Origin of the sequence: Micromonospora sp. AMSO12t, assembly GCF_008806585.1 — a bacterium.
In the GTDB taxonomy this organism is placed as follows: Bacteria; Actinomycetota; Actinomycetes; order Mycobacteriales; family Micromonosporaceae; genus Micromonospora; species Micromonospora reichwaldensis.
Window position 1 is genome coordinate 1 of sequence record NZ_WAAS01000484.1, and the last position, 1,767, is coordinate 1,767.

3 protein-coding genes are annotated in these 1,767 nt (G+C 74.8%); all 3 read left to right on the forward strand.

What is annotated here, in order from left to right; genetic code table 11:
• Positions 1 to 76: 76 nt before the first annotated feature.
• On the forward strand, positions 77 to 415 hold the full coding sequence (locus tag F6X68_RS32505; protein ID WP_151457816.1) for a hypothetical protein: 339 nt from the start codon (positions 77 to 79) through the stop codon (positions 413 to 415).
• 96 nt (positions 416 to 511) lie between these two features.
• Positions 512 to 1,342, forward strand: coding sequence for a DUF4097 family beta strand repeat-containing protein (locus tag F6X68_RS32510; protein ID WP_151457815.1), 831 nt, complete (start codon positions 512 to 514; stop codon positions 1,340 to 1,342).
• Positions 1,339 to 1,767, forward strand: a 429-nt coding sequence (locus F6X68_RS32515; RefSeq protein WP_192581649.1) for a PadR family transcriptional regulator, incomplete at its 3' end; no start/stop codon positions are given. The genes F6X68_RS32510 and F6X68_RS32515, both read left to right, overlap by 4 nt.

The following is a 1,767-nucleotide window of genomic DNA, read 5'->3' on the forward strand; positions in this document are numbered from 1 at the left end:
TCCTGTGGTACGGCGCGGCCGATCTCGCCGCCGCCGGGCGGGCGCGCCGGATGAACGGAGGGCGCTGGTGAGGCCCGTGCTCTCCACCCGGCTCCCGCAGCCCGGCCCCGGACCGCGCCCCGAGCGACCCCGCCACCGGATCGAGGGCCGGCCGCCGCACACGCCGCTGCGACCGCACTGGGGTTGTCGCTCGTGCGGCCAGCCGTGGCCCTGCGCGACCGCGCGACTGTTGCTCAAGGCCGAGCACGAGGGCGCGCAGCAGAGCCTCACGATCTACCTGGCCGGCCTCATGTACGAGGCGATGCGCGACCTCTACCACCTCGACCCCCGCGGCGGCCCCACCCCTCGGGCCATGTTCGACCGCTTCGTGGCCTGGGGCCCGTACCGCCGGCCGCTCGTGGAACCGGTGCCGTGAGGCCGTCACGCCGGCGCTTGTCATGTCGCGATGTATCGCGTTAGTGTCCTGCCATCCGACGTGCCGGCGACGCGGCACGCCGTGAAGGGAGGACCGATGACCGACTGGACCGTGCACGCCCCGCAGCGGATCACCCTGGACGGGCCCGTCGGCCGACTCGACGTCCACCTGCTCAGCGGTCGCCTCAACGTGGTCGCCACCGACGGGCCGCCACGGGTCGACATCACCCGGGTCGGCCGCCGGCCGGTCCTCGTGGAGCATCGCGACGGCCGGCTCTCCGTACGCCAGCAGCGACGCTGGCGGCTCGCGGACCACATCTTCTGGCTGGGCCCGCTGTCCCGGCTGCCCCGGGTCGACGTCTCCGTCGCGGTCCCGGCCGACGTGCTGGCCGACCTGGAACTGGTGGAGGGTTCGCTGGTCGCGTCGGGCCTGCGCGGCGAGACCCGGGTGGAGGTGACCTCCGGCCGGATCGCCCTGATGGGCCTGCACGGCCGGACGTCGGCGAAGACCATGGCGGGCCCGGTCGAGGCGCTGGGGGTGGCCGGCGACCTGGACCTGGAGACCGTCGCGGGAGAGGTGACCCTCGCCGACAGCGCGGCCGGGCGGGTCCGTGCGCAGACCGTCTCCGGGGCCATCACCTGCGACCTGGACAACCCCCGGCGCAGCGACATCCGGCTCAGCACGGTCTCCGGCAGCATCACCGTCCGGGTCCGCGCGGACAGCGACCTGGCCGTCCGCCTGCACACCACGTCGGGCCGGATCACCAGCGGCTTCCCCGAGGTGCGGGGCAGCGCCGTCCCCGGGTCCGTGGTGGACAGCGAGGGCGTGCTCGGCGCGGGTGAGGGTAGGCTCTCCGCGTCCGCCACGTCGGGCAGCATCGCGCTGCTCGCCCGCCCGGTGGACGACGACGAGGAGGAGCTGCCGTGACCGCCGTGTTCAGTCACGGGCGGCTCCGGCTCTATCTGCTCAAGCTCCTCGACGACGGCCCGAAGCACGGCTACGAGCTCATCCGCCTGCTGGAGGAGCGCTTCCTCGGCCTCTACGCGCCCAGCGCCGGCACCATCTATCCCCGGTTGCAGCGGCTGGAGGCCGACGGCCTGGTCACCCACACCGCCGCCGGCGGCCGGAAGGTCTACGAGATCACCGAGGCGGGGCGGGCCGAGCTGCGGCAGCGGGCCGGCGAGCTGACCGCCCTGGAGTCGGACATCGCCGCCTCGGTGGAGGACCTGTCCGCCCTGGCCGGAGAGATCCAGAACGAGGTACGCGGCTCCGTCCGCGACCTGAAGCGGGAGCTGCGCGAGGCGGCCCGGCAGACCCGTCGTCCCCGCTGGGCGCCCCCCGGCGCCGGCCCG